Annotated in this window: 16 protein-coding genes; 7 read left to right on the top strand and 9 right to left on the bottom strand. The window is 69.1% G+C overall.

Features of this window, described 5'->3' with window-relative positions; translation table 11 throughout:
- Nucleotides 1–13: 13 nt before the first annotated feature.
- Nucleotides 14–1,276, top strand: a complete 1,263-nt coding sequence (gene glyA, locus ACQEVY_RS13885; protein WP_432948256.1) for a serine hydroxymethyltransferase — start codon at nt 14–16, stop codon at nt 1,274–1,276.
- A 112-nt stretch (nt 1,277–1,388) separates the two neighbouring features.
- Nucleotides 1,389–2,756 carry an L-serine ammonia-lyase gene (locus ACQEVY_RS13890; RefSeq protein ID WP_432948258.1) on the top strand — a complete coding sequence of 456 codons (1,368 nt, stop codon included), beginning with the start codon at nt 1,389–1,391 and terminating at the stop codon, nt 2,754–2,756.
- On the opposite strand, the gene ACQEVY_RS13895 is transcribed toward ACQEVY_RS13890, so the two are convergent.
- Nucleotides 2,743–3,276, bottom strand: coding sequence for an NUDIX domain-containing protein (locus ACQEVY_RS13895; RefSeq protein WP_432948260.1), 534 nt, complete (start codon nt 3,274–3,276; stop codon nt 2,743–2,745). The two genes, ACQEVY_RS13890 and ACQEVY_RS13895, sit on opposite strands and share 14 nt — an antisense overlap.
- 166 nt (nt 3,277–3,442) lie before the next feature.
- Here ACQEVY_RS13895 and ACQEVY_RS13900 point away from each other — a divergent pair, with 166 nt between their 5' ends.
- Nucleotides 3,443–4,000: a glycoside hydrolase family 25 protein gene (locus ACQEVY_RS13900; RefSeq protein WP_432948262.1), complete on the top strand. Its 558-nt coding sequence runs from the start codon at nt 3,443–3,445 to the stop codon at nt 3,998–4,000.
- A 131-nt stretch (nt 4,001–4,131) separates the two neighbouring features.
- Here the strand turns inward: ACQEVY_RS13900 and ACQEVY_RS13905 are convergent, their stop codons facing one another.
- Complete coding sequence (locus ACQEVY_RS13905) at nt 4,132–6,333, bottom strand: MMPL family transporter (RefSeq protein ID WP_432948264.1); 2,202 nt, start codon at nt 6,331–6,333, stop codon at nt 4,132–4,134.
- A 110-nt stretch (nt 6,334–6,443) separates the two neighbouring features.
- Here ACQEVY_RS13905 and ACQEVY_RS13910 point away from each other — a divergent pair, with 110 nt between their 5' ends.
- Both ACQEVY_RS13910 and ACQEVY_RS13915 read left to right on the top strand, forming a co-directional pair.
- On the top strand, nt 6,444–7,094 hold the full coding sequence (locus ACQEVY_RS13910; protein WP_432948266.1) for a TetR/AcrR family transcriptional regulator: 651 nt from the start codon (nt 6,444–6,446) through the stop codon (nt 7,092–7,094).
- A gap of 276 nt (nt 7,095–7,370) precedes the next feature.
- Nucleotides 7,371–8,798 carry a non-reducing end alpha-L-arabinofuranosidase family hydrolase gene (locus tag ACQEVY_RS13915; RefSeq protein WP_432948268.1) on the top strand — a complete coding sequence of 476 codons (1,428 nt, stop codon included), beginning with the start codon at nt 7,371–7,373 and terminating at the stop codon, nt 8,796–8,798.
- A gap of 174 nt (nt 8,799–8,972) precedes the next feature.
- Here ACQEVY_RS13915 and ACQEVY_RS13920 read toward each other — a convergent pair whose 3' ends face one another.
- Complete coding sequence (locus ACQEVY_RS13920) at nt 8,973–9,185, bottom strand: EF-hand domain-containing protein (RefSeq protein WP_432948270.1); 213 nt, start codon at nt 9,183–9,185, stop codon at nt 8,973–8,975.
- Between the two features lie 152 nt (nt 9,186–9,337).
- Here ACQEVY_RS13920 and ACQEVY_RS13925 point away from each other — a divergent pair, with 152 nt between their 5' ends.
- On the top strand, nt 9,338–9,976 hold the full coding sequence (locus ACQEVY_RS13925; protein WP_432948272.1) for a GNAT family N-acetyltransferase: 639 nt from the start codon (nt 9,338–9,340) through the stop codon (nt 9,974–9,976).
- 115 nt (nt 9,977–10,091) lie between these two features.
- Here the strand turns inward: ACQEVY_RS13925 and ACQEVY_RS13930 are convergent, their stop codons facing one another.
- The 4 genes from ACQEVY_RS13930 to ACQEVY_RS13945 all read right to left on the bottom strand — a co-directional run bounded on the left by ACQEVY_RS13930 (nt 10,092) and on the right by ACQEVY_RS13945 (nt 14,506).
- Nucleotides 10,092–10,601 (bottom strand): ATP-binding protein, encoded by a 510-nt coding sequence (locus ACQEVY_RS13930; RefSeq protein ID WP_432948274.1) that lies wholly within the window; start codon nt 10,599–10,601, stop codon nt 10,092–10,094.
- A gap of 294 nt (nt 10,602–10,895) precedes the next feature.
- Nucleotides 10,896–11,663: an enoyl-CoA hydratase/isomerase family protein gene (locus ACQEVY_RS13935; RefSeq protein ID WP_165339095.1), complete on the bottom strand. Its 768-nt coding sequence runs from the start codon at nt 11,661–11,663 to the stop codon at nt 10,896–10,898.
- A gap of 156 nt (nt 11,664–11,819) precedes the next feature.
- Nucleotides 11,820–13,079, bottom strand: a complete 1,260-nt coding sequence (locus ACQEVY_RS13940; RefSeq protein ID WP_432948277.1) for a L,D-transpeptidase — start codon at nt 13,077–13,079, stop codon at nt 11,820–11,822.
- Between the two features lie 191 nt (nt 13,080–13,270).
- Nucleotides 13,271–14,506, bottom strand: a complete 1,236-nt coding sequence (locus ACQEVY_RS13945; RefSeq protein ID WP_432948279.1) for an Ig-like domain-containing protein — start codon at nt 14,504–14,506, stop codon at nt 13,271–13,273.
- A gap of 156 nt (nt 14,507–14,662) precedes the next feature.
- Between ACQEVY_RS13945 and glgX the strand changes: the two genes are divergently transcribed.
- A complete protein-coding gene (gene glgX / locus ACQEVY_RS13950; RefSeq protein ID WP_432948281.1) occupies nt 14,663–16,984 on the top strand; it encodes a glycogen debranching protein GlgX in 2,322 nt (773 codons plus the stop codon).
- Between the two features lie 584 nt (nt 16,985–17,568).
- On the opposite strand, the gene ACQEVY_RS13955 is transcribed toward glgX, so the two are convergent.
- Nucleotides 17,569–19,365 carry an ABC transporter ATP-binding protein gene (locus ACQEVY_RS13955; RefSeq protein WP_432948283.1) on the bottom strand — a complete coding sequence of 599 codons (1,797 nt, stop codon included), beginning with the start codon at nt 19,363–19,365 and terminating at the stop codon, nt 17,569–17,571.
- A complete protein-coding gene (locus ACQEVY_RS13960; RefSeq protein WP_432955205.1) occupies nt 19,362–21,023 on the bottom strand; it encodes an ABC transporter ATP-binding protein in 1,662 nt (553 codons plus the stop codon). The genes ACQEVY_RS13955 and ACQEVY_RS13960 overlap by 4 nt, the downstream gene beginning before the upstream one ends.
- Nucleotides 21,024–21,166 lie beyond the last annotated feature (143 nt).

The following is a 21,166-nucleotide window of genomic DNA, read 5'->3' on the forward strand; positions in this document are numbered from 1 at the left end:
GGACTCCTGACTGATGTCGCTTCTGAACCAGCCCCTGCACGAACTCGACCCGGACGTCGCCGCCGCCGTCGACGCCGAGCTGAACCGTCAGCAGTCCACCCTGGAGATGATCGCCTCGGAGAACTTCGCTCCGGTCGCGGTCATGGAGGCCCAGGGCTCGGTCCTCACCAACAAGTACGCCGAGGGCTACCCGGGCCGCCGCTACTACGGCGGTTGTGAGCACGTAGACGTCGTCGAGCGGATCGCCATCGAGCGGATCAAGGAGCTCTTCGGCGCCGAACACGCCAACGTGCAGCCGCACTCGGGCGCCCAGGCCAACGCGGCCGCGATGTTCGCCCTGCTCAAGCCCGGCGACACGATCATGGGCCTGAACCTGGCGCACGGCGGGCACCTGACCCACGGCATGAAGATCAACTTCTCCGGCAAGCTCTACAACGTCGTCGCGTACCACGTGGACGACGCGACCGGCCAGGTCGACATGGCCCAGGTCGAGAAGCTGGCCAAGGAGTCCCGGCCGAAGCTGATCGTGGCGGGCTGGTCGGCGTACCCGCGGCAGCTGGACTTCGCCGCCTTCCGCCGTATCGCGGACGAGGTCGGCGCGTACCTGATGGTCGACATGGCGCACTTCGCGGGCCTGGTCGCGGCGGGTCTGCACCCGAACCCCGTCCCGCACGCGCATGTCGTCACGACCACCACCCACAAGACGCTGGGCGGTCCGCGCGGTGGCGTGATCCTGTCCACGGCCGAACTCGCGAAGAAGATCAACTCGGCTGTCTTCCCCGGTCAGCAGGGCGGTCCTCTGGAGCATGTGATCGCCGCGAAGGCCGTCTCCTTCAAGGTCGCGGCCTCGGAGGAGTTCAAGGAGCGCCAGCGGCGCACGCTGGACGGCGCGCGGATCCTCGCCGAGCGCCTGATGCGGGACGACGTCACCTCGGCCGGCGTCTCGGTACTGTCCGGCGGCACGGACGTACACCTCGTCCTGGTCGACCTGCGCCACTCCGAGCTCGACGGCCAGCAGGCCGAGGACCGCCTCCACGAGGTCGGTATCACCGTCAACCGCAACGCCGTCCCGAACGACCCGCGCCCGCCGATGGTGACGTCCGGCCTCAGGATCGGTACGCCCGCCCTCGCCACCCGCGGCTTCACGGCCGAGGACTTCGCCGAGGTCGCGGACATCATCGCCGAGGCGCTGAAGCCCGTCTACGACGCCGAGTCGCTCAAGGCCAGGGTGTCCGCGCTGGCCGACAAGCACCCGCTGTACGCCGGTCTGAAGTAGGTCCGTACGTTCCGGGCGCCTTGTTCGGGCGCTTTCTTCGGGGCACCGCGCACACTGGACGTACGTGCGCGGTGCCCCACCCCATGCACCACCTTGTAGTTGAGGAGTCACCGTGGCCATCTCGGTCTTCGACCTTTTCTCGATCGGCATCGGCCCGTCCAGCTCCCACACGGTCGGCCCGATGCGCGCGGCCCGCATGTTCGCCCACCGCCTGAAGAACGAGGGCCTGCTGGCCCCGACCGCCTCGATCCGCGCCGAGTTGTACGGCTCCCTGGGCGCTACCGGCCACGGCCACGGCACCCCGAAGGCGGTACTGCTCGGCCTGGAAGGCGCCTCCCCGCGGACCGTGGACGTCGAGACGGCGGACGAACGCGTGGACGCGATCCGCTCCGAGAAGTCCCTGAACCTGCTCGGCGAGCGGGAGATCCCCTTCTCCTTCGACGAGGACCTGGTCCTGCACCGCCGCAAGACGCTGCCGTACCACGCGAACGGCATGACGCTCTGGGCGTACGACGCTGCCGGCGCCGAACTCCTGACGAGGACGTACTACTCGGTGGGCGGCGGCTTCGTCGTGGACGAGGAGGCGGTGGGAGCCGACCGCATCAAGCTCGACGACACGGTCCTCAAGTACCCCTTCCGTACGGGCGACGAGCTGCTGCGTCTGGCCCGGGACACTGGCCTGTCGATCTCCGCCCTGATGCTGGAGAACGAACGGGCCTGGCGCACCGAGGACGAGATCCGGGCCGGCCTGTTGGAGATCTGGCGGGTGATGCAGGCGTGCGTGGCCCGCGGCATGTCGCGCGAGGGCATCCTGCCAGGCGGCCTGAAGGTCCGCCGCCGCGCCGCCGTCTCCGCGCGCCAACTCCGCGCGGAGGGCGACCCGTTGGCCCATGCCATGGAGTGGATCACCCTTTACGCGATGGCCGTGAACGAGGAGAACGCGGCGGGCGGCCGCGTGGTCACCGCCCCCACCAACGGCGCGGCGGGCATCATCCCGGCCGTCCTGCACTACTACCTCAACTTCGTCCCCGGCGCCGACGAAGACGGAGTCGTCCGCTTCCTGCTCGCCGCCGGAGCCATCGGCATGCTCTTCAAGGAGAACGCCTCCATCTCCGGCGCCGAGGTCGGCTGCCAGGGCGAGGTCGGCTCCGCCTGCTCGATGGCGGCCGGTGCGCTGGCCGAAGTCCTCGGCGGCTCCCCGGAACAGGTCGAGAACGCCGCCGAGATCGGTATGGAACACAACCTCGGCCTGACCTGCGACCCGGTCGGCGGCCTGGTCCAGATCCCCTGCATCGAACGCAACGGCATGGCCGCCGTGAAGGCGGTCACGGCCGCCAAGATGGCCATGCGCGGTGACGGCTCCCACAAGGTCTCCCTCGACAAGGTCATCAAGACCATGAAGGACACCGGCGCCGACATGAGCGTGAAGTACAAGGAGACCGCCCGGGGCGGACTCGCGGTGAACATCATCGAGTGCTGAGAGGGCTCGCCCCCTTCTCTACCGTCCAGCCGTCCAGGAACACCTGAGGGCCACCCTTGAGGTAGCTGTGGAGGGCACTTGCGGTGGATCTCACGAACTCGCCGGGGATGGCCTCGACGTCAACCCAGCGCACCTGGGCGTGCTTGCGCGGTTCTCGGTTTTCGGGTTCGCCAGACCATTCATGGGCGGCGAAAACGACCGTGAGGAAGCCGTTGGGAGCTTCGACGCCCCAGGCGCAGTGGATGATGTGGGCGACCTTCAGCGACTCCGGCTTCACGGTGAGGCCGGTCTCCTCGTAGAGCTCGCGTACGGCGGTTTCGGTGATGGGTTCGCCGGGTTCGCTCTTGCCGACGGGGAGGTCCCACATGCCCTGGGCGAACTTGGCGTTCTGGCCGCGCTGGAGGAGGACGACGCGGTTGGTGGCCTTGTCGTGGACGATGACGGCGGCGACGAGCCGGGTCATCGATTCGAGGGCGGGCTTGAGGGCAATGGGCTCGTCCTCGGTTGACCGCTGAGCCACGGTTACGTCCCTTCGTCGGCCGGTGGATGGGCAGTTTAGGCTTTGCGCCTGCGTTCGACAGAACAGCCATACGAGGGTGAGGCGTCTGAAGTAAGGGAAAACCCAAGGTAGTTGCGGCTTTCCCGGCCCCCTCTTCCCTCTCCCCCACCGCACGGAGGATCCCCCCATGCTGCGCGGCATCGATGTCAGTTCCCATCAGTCGTCCTCGTACGACACCGATGGCCTGTCCTTCGTCTTCGTCAAGGCGACGGAGGGCCGTACGTACACCAACCCCAAGCTGGCTGCCCAGACGAAGAGAGCCCGCGACGCCGGCTGCGTGGTCGGCTTCTACCACTTCCTCTGGCCCGGCAACCTCACGGCCCAGGCCGAGTACTTCGTCAGCAAGGCCCCGGAAAAGGCGGGCGACATCCTCGCCGTGGACTGGGAAACGACGAGCGAGGGCACGCGTGCGAGCAACTCGGAAAAGGACCGCTTCATCCGGAAAGTGAAGGAACTGCGGCCCAATCACCGCACCATCCTGTATTGCAACCGGAATTTTTGGTTGAACCACGACAGCACCTCGTACGCGGGCGACGGCCTGTGGATCGCCGATTACGTGACTGCCGGCAAACCCCGCATCCAGGCCAAGTGGCGCTTCCACCAGTACACCGACAACCCGCTGGACAAGAACGTGGCCGACTTCAGCAGCAAAGCCGCACTGAAGGAATGGGCCCAGGGCGGCTGACCCGCCTACTCATGCGACAGGGTTCAGAGTTGGTGCCGCGTCCCGACGTCCCGGCGTCCTGACGTCCTGATGCAGGCGCTCGGCCGGGAGTCCCGGCCGAGCGCCTGTGTCAACTGCACGCCGACAGAGGGTCAGACCTTGGCGGGCGTCCGCTCCTCCTTCTCGGCGGGCGCGCCCTCGGTGAGGCCCAGCCGGCCGTGCACCGCGCGCAGCGGCTTCGGCGAGTACCAGGCCGTACGGCCGAGGAGGCGCATGGCCGCAGGGACCAGTACCCCGCGTACGGCCACCGCGTCGATCAGGATAGCCAGGCCGCTGCCGAGCCCGAACATCTGGATGAAGCTGACCTGGGCCGTGCCGAAGGCGAAGAAGCTCACCGCGAGCAGGCCGGCGGCCATGGTCACGATCCGTCCGGTGTGCGAGAGCCCGCTGGTGACGGCGGTCTCGGTGTCGGCGCCCGCGTCGTGCAGTTCCTTGATCCGGCTGGTCACGAAGACCTCGTAGTCCATGGACAGACCGAAGGCGATGCAGAACATGAGCACCGTCATGGAGGTGTCCATCGGCTGTGGCGTGAAGCCGAGCAGCGACGACAGGTGGCCGTCCTGGAAGATCCACACCATCACGCCGATGGCCGCGGTGAGGCTGATGGCGTTGAGGACCAGCGCCCGCAGTGGCTGCACCACGCTGCCGGTGAACAGGAAGAGCAGTACGAATGTGGTGACCGCCACGAGAGCGATGGCGGCCGGGAGCCGGTCGGCGATCGAGTCCTTGGAGTCGACGAGGCGCGCGTCGGTGCCGCCGACCAGTGTCTCGGTCCCGGCGGGCGGATCCACTGCCCGTACGTCCTTGACCAGGTCCTGGGCTTCGTCCGACTTGGGGGTGAGGCCGGTGACGACCGTGATCCGCTGGGCGTCGGGCCGACCTAGTGCGGCGTTCGCAGGCCCTGGCGGGGTGGCGCGGCCCTCGCTGAAGGTGCCGGCGGACGTCTCGACCCGTACGGCGCCGTCGAGCCGCGACAGCTCAGTCGCGTACGAGCGCAGCCCGTCCGCGGCCACGGGCCCCGTCGTGACGATCTGCACCGCCGATTCGTCGCTGCCGGTGAAGTCGCGCTGAACTTCGGTGGCGACCTGCCGGCTCTGGGCGCTTTCCGGCAGTACTCGCTCGTCCGGCGTGCCGAAGGTGACGCCGAGCAGGGGACTCGCGGCGAGCAGCAGGATCCCGAGGACCGGAAGTGCGGTCAGCGCGGGCCTGCGCATGACCGTGCGGGCCAGCCGGCCCCAGAAGGGCGCCTCGGCGCTGCGTACGGTCTGCGCCCAGGGCAGGCGGCCGCTGTTGACCCGGTGGCCGAGCACGGCGAGCAGCGCCGGGACGACGAGCAGGGCGCTGACGGCGGCGATGACCACCACGCCGATGCCCGCGTAGGCGAAGGAGCGCAGGAAGAACTGCGGGAAGACCAGCAGGGCGGCGAGTGCGGCGGCGACGGTCGCCGCCGAGAAGACGATGGTCCGCCCGGCCGTCCGTACGGTGTGCCGGAGGGCCTCGGGAACGTCGGCGCCCTCCGCGAGGTGCTCGCGGAACCGGCTGATCATGAGCAGGGCGTAGTCGATGCCGAGGCCGAGACCGAGGGCGGTGGTGAGGTTGATCGAGAACACCGACACGTTGGTGATGCTGCCGAGCACATAGAGCTCGGCGAAGGTGCCGACGATCGCGATCAGCCCGATGACCAGGGGCAGCAGTGCCGCGACGAGGCTGCCGAAGGCGATCACGAGCAGGATGAGGATCAGGGGTACGGCGATCGCCTCGGCCAGCGCGAGGTCCTTGGCGACCTGAGTGGGTACTTCGTCACCGACCGCGGCGTTTCCGCCGGCCTGCACACTCAGCCCGTTCCGATCGCCGGTGTACTCGTCGATGAGCGCCGAGGCGTTGTCGCCCTGTTCGGTGTCGTCGCCCTTGACGTGGGCCAGCACCAGCGCCGCGTCACCGTCCCGGGAGGTCAGCGTGGCGGCGCCGGTGTCCCAGTACGAGATCACGTTCGCCACGGTGGGCTCGCCGTTGAGCTCCGAGGTGAGGGTGCGGCCCGCGCGTTCGGCGTCGGCGGAACCGAGGTCGCCGTCGTCGGCCCGCACCAGCAGGACCAGATTGGTCTCGCCGCCGAACTTCTCGTCGATGAGCTCCTGGGCGCGGGTCGAGGGCGCGTTCGGATCCTCGAAGCCGCCGCCCAACAGCTTGCCGAACGCCCCGAAGCCGATGGCCCCCATCGCGACCACGGCCACCACGGTCAGTGTCAGTAGAAGTCGGCCCCGGTGCAGGGCCAGCTCGGAAATTCGATCAAACACGGTGATCGCCCCCAGATGTTTATGCTGTTAACATCGACGATGGCACAGGATGTTAACGGCGTCAACTTCGGCTTTCGGAGCAGGATGGAGTCATCAGGCAGGATGGAGCCATGGGAGCGATCACTGGCGGCAAGTCCCGCTACCACCACGGCGATCTCCGTAACGCGCTGATCGGGGCCGCCGTGGAACTCGCGGCCGAGGGCGGCCCCGAGCGGGTCGTCCTGCGCGAAGCGGCCCGCAGCGTCGGCGTGTCACCCACCGCCGCATACCGCCACTTCAGCGGCCAGGGAGATCTCCTCCATGCCGTGAAGGCCCGTGGCCAGCAGGCGCTCGCCGCGTCGATGACCGAGACCCTGAACGCACGACCCCGGCTCGACGACCCCGGGGAGGAGGCCGTGCGCAGGGCCGAGGCGATCGGGCGTGGTTACGTACGGTTTGCGATCGAGCACCCGGGGCTCTTCCGTACCGCCTTCTGCCGTACGGCCACGGAGGAGCCCGACGCCTTCACCGGCCTCGAAGCCCCCGACGACAGGCCGGAGTTCGCGGCGTTCGTGGAGCTCTCCGACACGCTCGACGCGCTCGTGGCCACGGGCCGGATGCGGCCGGAGAACCGGCCCGCCGCCGAGGTCGCCGCCTGGTCGACCGTCCACGGCCTCTCGCTGCTCATCCTTGACGGGCCCCTCGCCGGCCTCCCCGGCGATCAGCGCGACGCGGTCGTCGAACGCACCATCACCACGATCGTGGCGGGCCTTGTCCGATAGGTGTCGCGTCTCAGGGGGTTGGCTCCGCGGCCCCGCCCCTCACGCCAAAGACCCGTACAACCACGGAAGTTGAAGCCTCCTGGTTCAATGCGGATGTTTCGGCTCGCGAATTGTGCGAGAGGTATTGACGCTGTTCACCGGAACCTCAATCATCCCAATCGCTCGACACTTCGACCCTAGTTCGGCATATCGAACATTCAGGGCCGCACCACACCGGCGTCGGAACAGCCTCACGGGACAAACCGGAGCCGCATGCTCAAGGATGACGAGGTCCTTATGCACAGACGTAGTTTCAGCCACAGACATCCCTCTGCAGTACTCGCCGCCGCGGTTGCGGCCTTGGCCGCGTTGGCGGCGCTGCTCGTCGCCAGCCCGGCTCAGGCGGCCACCACCGGCGACTTGCGCGGTGTTGATTCCGGCCGCTGCCTCGATGTGTCGGGCTTCAGCCAGACCGACGGCGCGAACGTGCACATCTGGGACTGCCACGGCGGAACCAACCAGCAGTGGACGTTGACGGACAGCAACCAGCTGACCGTGTACGGCAACAAGTGCCTGGATGCCCGGAACGGCGGCACCACGCCCGGGACCCCGGTGCAGATCTGGACGTGCACCGGCACTGAGAACCAGCAGTGGCGGGTGAACCCCGACGGCACGATCGTCGGCGTGCGGTCCGGGCTGTGCCTGGAGGTCTCGGGCTGGGGTAAGGCCAACGGCACGGGGGTGCAGCTCTGGTCGTGCCACGGCGGCGCCAACCAGAAGTGGACCGGCCTGTCCGGGGCGAGCAACGCGTGTGCTCTTCCGTCGACCTACAGGTGGACCTCGACGGGTCCGCTGGCGGAGCCGGCGAACGGGCAGGTCGCGCTGAAGGACTTCGCCACCGTGAAGTACAACGGCAAGCACCTGGTCTACGCGACCACCTCCGACGGAACGAAGTGGGGCTCGACGGCGTTCAGTCCCTTCACGAACTGGTCGGACATGGGGGCGGCCAGCCAGACCGCGATGAACGAGCCCGTGGCGGTGGCGCCCGAACTGTTCTACTTCGCGCCCAAGAACATCTGGGTGATGGTGGACCAGTGGGGTCAGTGGCCGTTCTACTACCGCACGTCCAGCGACCCCACCAACCCCAACGGCTGGTCCGCCCGGCAGCCGCTGTTCACCGGCAGCCTCCCCGCCGGCGATGACGGCGCCCCGCTCGACCCGACCATGATCGCCGACGACCAGAACATGTACCTGTTCTTCGCCGGTGACAACGGCAAGATCTACCAAGCGAGCCTGCCGATCGGGAACTTCCCGGGCAACTTCGGCTCCTCGTACACGACGATCATGAGCGAAGCAAACAGGGACCTTCTGTTCGAGGCGCCGGAGGTCTACAAGGTCCAGGGCCAGAACCAGTACCTCATGATCGTTGAGGCGCAGGGTTCGAACCGCTACTTCCGCTCGTTCACCGCCTCCAGCCTGAACGGTCCGTGGACCGTCCAGGCCGGCAGCGAGAGCAGCCCCTTCGCGGGCCAGGCCAACAGCGGTTCCACCTGGGCCCAGGGCGTCAGCCACGGTGACCTGATCCGCAACAACCCCGACCAGACCATGACCATCGATCCCTGCAACCTGCAGTTCCTCTACCAGGGCCTCCCCACCAACACACCGGGGGGCACCGACTACCAGAAACTGCCGTACCGGCCGGGCCTGCTCACCCTGCAGCGCTGACCCGCCTGACCCACGGTGATCGCGATGTGGTGCGGTCCGCCGACGCGTAGACGAGCGGTTTACGGCGTGGGCAACTCCACCTGCTGACCGATACCCGCCGCCTTGAGGAACCCCAGCCGCGCGCCGGCTGGGGTTCCTCTCTTCCAACCGACGGACGCCGCCCCCATCCTCGGCTCACTTGGCCAGGTAGTTCCAGAACTCGTCGAACGAGAGGAGCTTGTCGCCGTTGAGGTCCCGGTCGGCGATCACGGACTCCGCCACGGACTCGGTGACGTTCCAGTCGCCGCCTTGGGCCAGGGCGGTCTTGAACTCGGCGGCGGTGATGAAGCCATCGCCATCCGTGTCAATCCGCTGGAACTGCTTACGTGCTTCCTCGACGTCCGCCACCGGGTCCGCCCCTTCGTACTGTGTGCTGTCAACCAAGTCCTGCTGTCGGAAGTCAGATTAACCGGCGGGCCGGGAACGGATCGCGGCGACCACCGCGGTGGAGTCTGGGGCCTGCCAGGCGTGGAGACTGAAGCCGGTGAAGAGGGGACCTCATGACTGACACGCTGCAGGGCATTCTCGATGCGGCGACCCGTGGGGAGTTCCCGCCTGCGGACGGCGGGGTCACCGTTGTGCCGCAGCATGGGCGGCGGGATGCGGGTGTCATCGCCTTCACCGCGCATTCCGTCGTGTTCACGGACGAGGATCCGGAGTGGGTGCGTTCGCTGCTGCGGTCGCTGGACTGCGATGCGCTTGCCGCGGCCATGAATCCGCGGTTTCTGGCGGCGTTCATGGACCGTACAGGCCGTACGACGGACACCATCGATCTGCTGGCCGTCGCCGCACCCGTGCCGGGTCCGCCGTCGCTCGCCCTGTCCGAGCTTCGCGACCCCGACCATCCCCGGGTCGCCCGCGCCCGCAAGCGGCGTGACGAGGTGCGCGTGTGGGCGGCCGACGGTGGCGTACTCGTCCTGGGGCGCGGGGTGGCGGGGCGGCTCGAGGTCGCGGTCGAGGTGGAGGAGTCCGTACGGCACCGGGGGCTGGGACGTGCGCTGGCCTCGGCGGCACGGCACCTCAGCGCGGGCGAACCCGTCTGGGCGCAGTTGGCAGCCGGGAACGCCCGTAGCGTACGGGCGTTTCAGGCGGCCGGGTTCCGCCCGGTCGGAGCGGAGGCGCTGCTCGTTGCGCAGTGAGCCGGGCAGTCGCCCGTGGGGCTCGCTGAAATACAGCCCGTCCGGCGATTGAGGACCGGGGGTGCGAGGGCTGGCCCCCGCACTGAGGTCCGGGGCGGAGCCCAGCGCGGACCCGTCAGTGGTGGTCCGGCGTCACCCTGATCTCGAACCACGTCGTCTTGCCGCGAGGCAGGAGGTCGACTCCCCAGCGGTCGGAGAGTTTGTCGACCAGGGTCAGGCCTCGGCCGCTGACGTCCAGGTCGCGGACGGGCATGAGGCAGGGCAGGCCGCGGGACGGGTCTCGGACCTCGATGCGGATCCAGCCGCGGCGGCTGCGCATGCGGAGGCCGAAGACGCGGGCGCCGGTGTGGCGTACGGCGTTGCCGACGAGTTCGGAGACCAGGAGTACGGCGTCCTCGGTGATCTTCGGGGAGAGTCCCCATTCACGCAGGACGACCACCTGGGTCAGCCGACGCGCGGTGGCCGCCGACTCGGGGCGGGACGGCAACGGAACCTCGGCCTGTGTGGGGTTCCCGTACAACTCCAGTGCCTTCAGTGCGCGTTCGTCCTCGACTCCGGGTGACCAACGCGCCGCGGTCGCACTCACGTGCCGCCGCGGCTGTTCCATACCCTCCAGCCCCGCCATGCCCCCATCATGGCCGCCCAGAACGCCTTTCGGGGCCGTTCCAGAGGAATACGCCCCCGGGAACCTTCCGTTCCAAGCCACCCGGAAGGCATATGCCACGGGTAGTACGCGAGACAGTGCGCACCGATTGACCTGCAAAGACAGCCCAGTTGAGGGCAATCGCCGACGGCCCCCGAGCAGGCGACCTCGAGTTCGACTCAAGGCTCATATAAACCGCCCCATCGGGGGACACCGGCGTACGACGTGGCGTCAACTGCCAGTTGATCAGAGCAAGTTGATCACCCGACAGGTCCGTCAGAGGAACTTGGCCTTCCCCGGCCCCTCCTCCACAAAGCTCCGCATCCCCCGCTCCCGGTCCTCCGTCGCGAACAGGCCCGCGAACCAGTTGCGTTCCACCGCGAGCCCGGTCTCGAGGTCCGTCTCCAGGCCCACGTCCACCGACTCCTTGGCGGCGCGCAGCGCGAGCGCCGGTCCCTTCGCGAGCCCCGCCGCCCACGCGTGCGCCTGCTCGTACACCTCGGCGGCGGGCACCACCCGGTCCACCAGGCCGAGTGTGAGCGCCTCGTCGGCCCTGACCATACGGCCGGTGAAGATGAGGTCCTTGGCGCGCGAGGGCCCGATCAGCCGGGACAGCCGCTGGGTACCGCCCGCCCCGGGGATCAGCCCGAGCAGGATCTCCGGCTGGCCCAGCTTCGCGTTGTCCGCGGCGATGCGGTAGTCCGCACAGAGCGCCAACTCGCAGCCCCCGCCCAGCGCGTAGCCGGTGACCGCGGCCACCACCGGCTTGGGGATACGGGTCACGGCGGTGAAGGAGTCCTGCAGCGCCCGGGACCGTACGACCATCGCCGTATGGTCCATGGCCTGCATCTCCTTGATGTCCGCGCCCGCCGCGAACACCTTCTCGCCGCCGTAGAGGACCACCGCGCGCACGTCCTCGCGACGCGTGGCCTCCTCCGCGAGCTCCTTGAGCCTGTCCTGCGTGGCGACGTCCAGCGCGTTCATGGGCGGACGGTCGAGACGGATCGTGCCGACACCTTCGGCGACTTCGAGATGCACAGTCATGAAGGCACCGTATCGGGGGGTCTGGGGGGTCGCCCCCCGAGGGAAGATGCAGCACGGGGACTAACGACAACGGGGCCGGTGTGCTCAGTCACAGCACACCGGCCCCGTCACAGCCAATCCGGACCCGTCACTCCAGGCTCGTACGTCCGGAGTCTCCTACCACTTGTCCCACGGCATGTTCCAGCCGTTGAGCCCGTTGTCCGGGTCGATGATCCGGTCCTTGGAGTTCTTCACGATCACCACGTCGCCGACCATCGAGCGGTCGAAGAACCAGCCCGCCGGACTCGAGGAGCTGCCGCCCTTCAGGTCGCGCAGGCCGATGCAGCCGTGGCTGGCGTTGTAGTTGCCGAAGGCGTCGCCGCCCCAGTAGTTGCCGTGGATGAAGGTGCCCGAGGTCGACAGGCGCATGGCGTGCGAGACGTCCTTGATGTCGTACTCGCCGCCGTAGCCGACCGTTTCGCCGTTCATACGGGTCATTTCGTGGCGTTCGCTGATGACCATCTGGCCGTTCCAGGTCTCGTAACCCGGCTTGCCCGTCGTGACCGGGATGGTCTTGATGACCTTGCCGTCGCGCTTGACCGTCATCTTCTTGGACTTGACGTCGACGGTGGATATCTGACTGCGGCCGATGGTGAACGACACGGTCTTGGCCTGCTCGCCGTAAACGCCGGGCCGGCCTTCGACGCCGTCCAGGTTGAGGTCGACCGTGACCTTCGTACCGGGCTTCCAGTATTTCTCCGGGCGGAAGTCCAGCCGGTCGTTGCCGAACCAGTGGCCCTTGACCTCCACCGCGGGCTCCGTCTTGATACGGATGGCCTTCTCGACGTCCTCGGGCTTGGTGATGCCCCGGTTGAAGTTGAGCGAGAAGGGCATTCCGACGCCGACCTTGGAACCGTCCTCGGGCGTGAAGATGCCGATGAAGGTGTTCTTCGGGGTCAGTGTCGTGAAGCTGGACTCTTCGGTCGCCTCGCGGCCCTCGGAGTCTTTGGCCGTCGCCTGGACCTTGTACTTCGTGTCCGACGCCAGGTGGTAGGTGGGCGTCCAACTCGCCCCGCCGTCAGTGATCTTGCCCTCGACGGCCTTGCCCTTGGAGTCCGCGACCTTGACCTCGGTCAGCTTGCCTTTGGCCGCGGATATCTTCAGGGCGCCGTTGGTGTCCACATCGTCGGCGCCGTCCTTGGGCACTATGGCCACGACCGCCTGCGAGGTTCTGGACTCGGCCTGGTCAGAGCCGCCCTTGTCCCCGTTCTTGCCGCCGTCGGAGCCCGAGTTCGAGTCGGACCCCCCTCCGCCGCCGCACGCCGTCACGGCGATCAGCAGCAGGCCGAGTATCAGCGCCAGAAGCCCCGTACGCCCTGTTCGTCCGCGCCCCCGTGCGCCAACCGACGCCCCCGATATCGGTCGCCCGATCTTCAACTTGCTTCTCCCCTCGCACGGCCCGTCAACCGGGCCCGCACTCCTGCGCGTCGCACGCGCGCACCGCGCCAATCAACCATATGACCAGCAGCGGTGGCTCCCCGTAGTTGTCACTATTCAGTCCCAAGTTCAGCTGAAATTGATCTCGTGTTCTCCCACCTATGTCCTTTTTATGTCCAGCCCATGTCCGCCTAATTCATGGCAGAGCCCGCCTTCCACTCCTTCCATGAGATGTTCCATCCGCCAAGTCCGTTGTCTGGCGCGACCATCTTGTCGTCGCTGTGCACGACTTCGACGACGTCACCGATCAGGCTGCGGTCGAAGAACCAGCCCGCCGGGCTCGCGGAGCTGCCGCCCTTCACATCGCGCAGGCCCACACAGCCGTGGCTGACATTGGCGTTGCCGAACACGCCCCGCGCCCAGTAGTTGCCGTGCAGGAAGGTCCCGGAGTCGGTGAGCCGCATCGCGTGCGGGACGTCCGGGATGTCGTACTCGCCCTTGCCGTCGGCGTCTTCGAAGCCGACCGTGGCGCCGTTCATCCGGGTCACCTCGAGCTTCTCGGTGACCACCATTTTCCCGTTGTACGTCGTCGTCTTGGGGGCGCCCGCCGTGATCGGTACGGTGGCGAGGAGTTCGCCGTCGCGGTGTACCCGCATGGTGTGCTCGGCAGCGTCGACGACGCTGGTCTGGTCGCGGCCGACGGTGAAGGAGTACGTCCGGTTCCGGAGCCCGTACACGCCGGGCGCGGCTTCGACGTGCCGCAGCCGCAGGGCGACGGTGACCTTCGTACCCGGCTTCCAGTACTTCGCGGGCCGGAAGTCCAGCCGGTTCCTGCCGAACCAGTGCGGGCGGATCTCGACGGCGGGACGCGCCCGCACCTGGATGACTCGCTCGACGGCCGCCCGGTTCCGGATCTCGCGGTTGAACTCCAGCGAGACGATCATTCCCGTGCCGACGGTCGACCGATGCTCCGGGGTGACGCGTCCGATGAGTCGCTCGCCCGGGCCGTACGTCCGCAACCTCGCGTGCCGCACCAGCCGCCGCCCGTGCCCGTCGAGGGCGACCGCGTGCACGGTGTACGCGGCGGCCGGCTCCAGCTTCCCGTCGCCGTCCGGCCGCCAGGTCATGCCGTCTGCTTCGATGCGCCCGGGCACTCGAAATGCCCGCGCGCCCCGGGACTTGGCGACCTTCACGGACTCCAGGCGCCCGGACGTGACCCCCACCTCCAGCTCCTGGTCGGGGCGTACGGGTCTGCTACCGGCGTCGGGCCGGATGTGGATCGCCTCCTCGGGTGAGCGGGGCTTGCCGCGCAGGCTGTCGAGCCCGTTGGCCGTGCAGGCCGAGGTCGTGGCCAGCAGCGCTGCCCAGGTCAGTACGACGGCCAGTGCCGACCCTGCGCGTCGCGCGCGCCTGTGTGCATCCATCACGTGCACTCAACGATCTGTCCGGTCGTGGGGAAACGTGAGTGCGAGCCCCGCTCTGGGCAGAACAGTGGGAAGGACGACGCGACGATGAGCCGACATGGCAGGGACGCCGTGAGCTCTTCTTGGCGCCGTTCAACCGAGCCGCTGGAGGTTGAACAGGTGTCGAGCGCACCCGAGCAGGAGGCTGAGCAGCAGGAGGAGCGCGTGCCGGGCGACGGGGTGCCCGGTGAGCAGGACCGCGCCCCTGCCAACGGGCTGCCCGTTTCCGCTCCCGAGGGGCGTGCCCCGTCCGCCGTGCTGAACGGCGCGGCGCGTACGGCGCCCGTCATGCCCGTATGGCCAGGTGCCCCGACCCCGCTGGGGGCCCGCTTCCGGGTCGGCCCCGACGGTGTCGCGGGCACCAACTTCGCGCTGTGGGCGGGCGGCGCGGAGTCGGTCGAGCTGTGCCTCTTCGACGACGAGGGGGTGGAGGTGCGGGCGCCGCTGACGGAGCTGACCCATGAGATCTGGCACGGTTTCGTGCCGGGCGTGCGGCCGGGGCAGCGGTACGGATTCCGGGTGCACGGCCGCTGGGACCCGTGGACGGGCGCCCGCTGGAACCCGGCGAAGCTCCTCCTCGATCCGTACGCGCGTGCCGTGGACGGCGAGTTCAGCTTGCCGCCCGAGGTGTACGGGCACGTCCGCGACTGGCCCCAGCAGCAGGTCGCCGACACCGTGCGGGACGACCGGGATTCGGCGCCGTACGTCCCGAAGGGTGTCGTCGTCCACGATGACGCACCCGACGACGAATGGGCGGACGACCGCCGCCCGAAGACGCCGTGGGCGGACTCGGTGATCTACGAGGTGCATGTACGCGGCTTCACCCGGCTGCACCCGGACATCCCCGAGGAACTGCGGGGTACGTACGCGGGGTTGGCGCACCCGGCGGCGATCGAGCACCTGGTGAAACTGGGCGTGACGGCGGTCGAGCTCCTGCCGGTGCACCAGTTCGCGCACGAGGACCATCTGCTGCGGCGGGGCCTGAAGAACTACTGGGGCTACAACTCCATCGGCTACTTCGCGCCCCACGCGGCGTACGCGGCCTCCGGGACGAGGGGCCAGCAGGTCGGCGAGTTCCGGCGCATGGTGCGCGCGCTGCACGCCGCCGGTATCGAGGTCATCCTCGACGTGGTCTACAACCACACGGCCGAGGCAAGCGAGTTGGGCCCGACGCTGTCGCTCCGCGGCATCGACAACCGCGGCTACTACCGGCTCCAGGACGACGCGCGCCGGTACGCCGACTACACGGGCTGCGGCAACACCCTGCACGTCGTCCAGCCGCACGTCCTGCGCCTGATCACGGACTCGCTCCGCTATTGGGTGACGGAGATGGGCGTGGACGGTTTCCGCTTCGACCTGGCGGCGGCGCTGGCCCGCTCGATGCACGACGTGGACATGCTGTCCCCGTTCTTGGCGGTCATCGCGCAGGACCCGGTGCTGCGGCGGGTCAAGCTGATCGCGGAACCCTGGGACGTGGGCTCGGGCGGCTACCAGGTCGGGGCGTTTCCACCGCTGTGGACGGAGTGGAACGACCGCTACCGGAATGCGGTACGGGACTTCTGGCGGGGCGCCCTGCCGGACGTACGCGACCTGGGGTACCGCCTGTCCGGCTCCAGCGACCTGTACGCCTGGGGCGGCCGCCGCCCGTACGCGTCCGTCAACTTCGTCACCGCCCACGACGGCTTCACCCTCCGCGACCTGGTGTCGTACGAGCAGAAGCACAACGCGGCGAACGGCGAGGGCAACCGGGACGGCACGGACGACAACCGTTCCTGGAACGGGGGTGTGGAGGGGGAGACGGATGACGTGGGCATACGTGCGTTGCGGCGCCGTCAGCTCCGTAACCTGCTGACGACTCTGCTGCTCTCGACGGGCGTGCCCATGCTGGTCGCGGGCGACGAGCTGGGCCGGACGCAGCGGGGCAACAACAACGCGTACTGCCAGGACAACGAGCTGAGCTGGGTCGACTGGGAGCTGCTGGACGACCCCGAGTGGCGGTCCCTCTTCGACCTCACGTCGCGTCTGATCGCCCTGCGGCATGAGCACCCGGTGCTGCGGCGGCGGGCGTTCTTCTCGGGCCGGGCCCATTCGACGGACGGGCTGCGCGACTTGGCCTGGTTCACGGCGGCCGGCACGGAGATGACGGAGCAGGACTGGTACGCGCCGTCCGCGACGGTCGCGATGTATCTCTCCGGCCGCGATATCCCTGGCCGGGATGGGCAGGGCCGACCGATCGTGGACGACAGCTTCTTGGCTGTCCTCCACGCCGGGGAGCAGCCGGTGGACTTCGTCCTGCCTGGGCCGCCGTGGGCGGAGAGTTATGAGGTTGTGGTGGATACGTCGCTGGAGGAGCAGGGGGTGGCGCCCGGGGTGGTGCATCGGGCGGGGGTAGGGATTTCGGTGCCGGGGCGGGCGGTGCTGTTGTTGAAGGTGGTCGGGTGACGGGTGCCTCCGGCGGTTGGGCGGTTGGGTTCGTTGTCGGCTGACGGTTCGTTGTGGCTGGTCGCGCAGCCGCGCGGGGTGCCTCCGGCGGTTGGGCGGCTGACGGTCCGTCGTGGTTACTCGCGCAGTTCCCCGCGCCCCCTAGGTGGTTGGTGGGTGCGGGGCCGCGGTCCGGTGCGTCAGCCCGTCGCCAACAGGGCATACGACCCCGTGCTCACACAGGGCGCAGGTATGCCCAGACCGAAGCTAAGCGACGGGCATAGGACGCACCGGCCCACGTCCCCTCCCACCGGCGGAAAGCCGCGGGTAGTCGGGGGCTGGTGCGTGGCGGCTGGCGAGCATGGCGACTGGTGAGCTTCGTGGCGGACGGTTCCGGGAGCGCCCCTTCAGGGGCGCGGGGAACTGCGCGACCAGCCACAACGCACCCGCAGCCGCGACACGACTGTCACTCCCCACCCCAGTAGGCAGCCACACATCCACGGGTGAGCACGCCACCCACCCCGCCGGAGGCAGCCGGGGTCTGGGGGCGGAGCCCCCAGTTTCGGGAAGGGGCGGGGCTGGGGAAAGGAAACCCTCCCCAACCTTCAGCCGCCGGACGCCTGCCCATGCCAGGACCCCCACAGCGCCGCATACGCCCCACCCGCCGCCACCAAACTGTCGTGCGTCCCCACCTCCGTAAGACACCCCGCCTCCATAACGGCAACCCGATCCGCGTCATGGGCGGTATGCAGGCGATGGGCAATCGCAATGACCGTCCGCCCAGCCAGCACGGCCGCCAACGCATGCTCCGTATGACGAGCCGTCGCCGGATCAAGAAGCGCAGTCGCCTCGTCGAGGATCAAAGTGTGCGGATCCGCCAACACCACCCGCGCCAGGGCGAGTTGCTGAGCCTGAGACCCATCCGGCCGATGCCCGTCGGGCCCCAACTCGGTGTCGAGCCCGGAGGCCAGCTCGGACACCCAGCCCGCACCCACCGCCTCAAGAGCCGCCCACAACTCCCCGTCACCAGCAGCCGGTTCGGCAATCAGCAGATTGTCGCGGACCGTACCGAGAAACACATGGTGCTCCTGAGTCACCAGCACCACCTGCCGCCGCAACTGCTCAGGCCCCAGCGCAGCAACCGGCACCCCGCCCACAGTCACCGCCCCAGAACTAGGCGCATCGATCCCCGCAAGCAGCCGGCTCAACGTCGTCTTCCCCGCCCCGGAAGGCCCGACGATCGCCAGCCGCTCCCCCGGCCGCACCGTCAGGTCCACCCCGCGCAACACCTCGCCCCCACGCTCGTACGCGTACCGCACCCCCGTGACATCGATCCGGTCGTCCTCCGGCGTGGGACAGGCCGCCGTCGAAGCCTGCGGCGCCCGCCCCAACCCCTCCACGCGGGCGAACGAGGCGCCACTGCTCTGCAACTGCTCGAGCCGCATCAGAATCGTGTCGAGCGGCGACTCGATCTGACGCAGATACAGCGCCGCCGCGATCACCGCACCCAGGCTCAGCAGCCCCCGCTCATGCAGGAAGCTGCCCGCCAGCAGCACCCCGGCCACGGGAACGACGTACGAGAACTCCACGACCAGGAAGAACACGGAGCGCAGGTACAGCGTGTACATCCGGGTGCGCCGGGACGTCTCGAGCGCATCCCGGCTCGCCGCGATCCGCCGCCCCTGAAGCCCGAAGGCTTCGACCGTACGGGCCCCGGCGGCGGTGGCCGCCACGATCTCGGCGACCTCCGACGTGGCGGCACCCTCGGCGAGATACGCGGTACGCGCCCGACGCAGGTACCAGCGCAGTACGAACCAAATGCCGACCTGCCCGAGCACCGCACAGGCACCGAGCAGCGGATCGAGGAAGAAGATCGCACCGAGGATGAACAGGCACTGCACCGTGGAGATCAGCAGCTCAGGCCCGGCGTCGCGCAGCGTGGTGCCCACCTGGGCGACATCGGCGGTTCCCCGCGCGGTCAGGTCACCCGTGCCCGCCCGCTCCACGACCGAGGCGGGCAGTGAAAGGGCCCGCTCGACGAACTGCTCGCGCACCCGCGCCAGCGTCCGCTCCCCGAACCGGTGCCCCACATACCGGGCCCACCTCGCCAGCAGCAACTGCGCCAGCGCGCACACCAGAATGGCGAGTGCCAGCCGGTCCACGACGCCGACGCCGCCGCCCGCCCTGACCTCGTCGATGATGCGGCCGAGCAGCCAGGGGCCGACGAGTCCGACGGCGGCGGCGAGCGAGTTCAGCGCGAGCACGGCGGTGAAGGCGCGCCCGTCGGCCCGGATCAGCCGCCCGGCCGCCCGCCGCACATCGGCCGGTTCGGCGATGGGCAGCTGACCGCTGGGCTGCTCGGAGTCCTGCCCGGTGGACTGCTTCGAAGTCACCGAAGTCACCGAACGGCCTCCCCTACACCCGCATCCAAGTCCCCGACCGCGTCCGCAGCCGCCTCTCCGTCGAGATCCAGGTCCCCGTCCTCGTCCTCGTCCGCATCGCGAGCCACCAGCGCCCGGTATCCCGGCTCCTCATCAAGCAGCCGACGATGGCTCCCGCTCGCCACCACCTTGCCCTCGACCAGGTAGAACACGGTGTCCGCCCGGTCCAGTACGAGCGGCGAAGTGCTGGTCACCACGGTCGTACGACCCGCTCGCTCGGCCCGCAACCGGTCCGCGACCGCTGCCTCGGTGTGGGCGTCCAGTGCCGAGGTGGGTTCGACGGCGAGCAGCACTTCGGGGTCGGCCAACAGCGCCCGTACGAGCCGTACGCGCTGGCGCTGGCCGCCGGACAGGCTGCGGCCCTGGGCGTCGACGGACGAGTCGAGTCCGTCGGGCAGGCCTTGGACGATGTCGTCGGCCACGGCCGTGTGCACGGCGCGTGCGATGTCCTCGTCGGCGGGGTCCCGGCTGCCGGACACCAGGTCCCGCAGTGTTCCCGCGAACAGGTCCGCCTCGTTGTCCGCGACGAGGATGCGCTCGCGGATCTGCGCCAGTTGGATCTCGTCGAGGCGTACGCCACCCCAGGTCGCCGCCGACTCCACGTACCGGCCGAGGCGGTCGATCACGGCCGCGGACTCGGCGGGGCGGGCACCGGCCAGCGCGGTCAGCCGGCCGGGTGCCACGCGTACTCCGGACTCCGGGTCGTGCAGCGGCGAGGGTTCCGCGGGGGCGTCCCGGGTGCCGTGGTCGGGGGCCGGCTCCAGGCGGAGGAAGGCTGCGACGCGTCGTGCGGACACCAGTCCGCGGCTGATGCCGTAGCCGCACTCCACGAAGAACGCCACCATCGGCACCAGGACGGCGACATAGCCGTACACCGACACCAACTCGCCCACGCTGAGCTGCCCTTGAGCCGTCAGCCGGGCCGCCAGCCAGGTCACCACGGCGAGGAACACCGTCGGCAGCCCGATGCCGAGTGCCTGGAGCCAGCTGGTCACGGCCCCGACCCGGTAGCCCTGGGCGCGCAGTCGCTGCGAGTCGCGGTGGAAGGCGTCGGCCACCAGCCCTTTGCCGCCCAGGCCGTTGAGGACGCGCAGTCCGCCCGCGAGGTCGCCGATCCGTGCTGTCAGCACGCTCTGCCGTTCGCGGTACGTGGTCTCCGTCCTCTGCAGCCGCCCGAGCAGCGGGCCGACGATGACGGCGATGACCGGAATGCCGAGCAGGATGACTCCGGCGAGGAGAGGCGAGACCGTCAGCAGCAGCCCGGCGATGGCCACGTAGGCGACGAGTGCGCCGACTCCGGGGCCGACCACGGTCAGGGAGCCGCTGATCGTCTGCACGTCGCCGACGCCGATCGTGACGACCTCCCCGGTCCCGGCCCGGCGTGACAGCGCTGCGCCCAGCCGGGCCGCGTGCCCGACTACGACCTTGACCGTGCGGAAGTTGGCGTCCATGCGGAGCTTGGTCATCGTGCGGTGCCTGATGATGCCCAGCCACGAGTTGAACGCCCCCACGCCGAGCAGGGCCGCGGACCAGCCGATCAGCGCGGCCCGGTCGCCCGGCTCCAGACCGTCGTCGATCGCGCGGGCCATCAGATACGGCGCGAGCGCCATCAGCAACATCCACGCGCTGGCCAGCAGCGCCCCGCCGGCAGACCGGCAGGGCTGCACCCTGACCAGCCACCACAAATACCGGCCGCCACTTCGGCAATCGGGCGTACCCGGATCCCCGTACGCATCGATCTGCCCCACCCGTTGCCCACCCT

Origin of the sequence: Streptomyces sp. CA-288835 (assembly GCF_050936385.1) — a bacterium.
GTDB lineage: Bacteria > Actinomycetota > Actinomycetes > Streptomycetales > Streptomycetaceae > Streptomyces.